At 30.7% G+C, this 257-nt stretch carries 1 protein-coding gene; it reads left to right on the top strand.

What is annotated here, in order from left to right; genetic code table 11:
• A partial coding sequence (locus J3495_RS19575) for an integrase core domain-containing protein (RefSeq protein ID WP_210668582.1) occupies positions 1 to 257 on the top strand: 257 nt, incomplete at both ends.

The following is a 257-nucleotide window of genomic DNA, read 5'->3' as shown; positions in this document are numbered from 1 at the left end:
CAAACGATTATTCCAGCTTGGAAAATGGCAGTATCAAAAAGAGAAATAACAGAACCTTTACTTTTTCATTCAGACAGAGGCATACAATATGCTTCGATAGAATTCAGAAAATTGATTAATAAAAATATTTTAATCACTCAAAGTATGAGTAGAAAAGCTAATTGTTGGGATAATGCTGTAGCTGAAAGTTTTTTCAAGACCCTTAAAGCAGAACTTATCTATCAGCATAAATTCACAACCATTGAAGAAGCTAAATT

This window comes from Flavobacterium geliluteum (genome assembly GCF_017948595.1).
GTDB classification, from domain to species: domain Bacteria; phylum Bacteroidota; class Bacteroidia; order Flavobacteriales; family Flavobacteriaceae; genus Flavobacterium; species Flavobacterium flavipigmentatum.
This window is presented reverse-complemented; position numbering and strand designations above follow the sequence as displayed.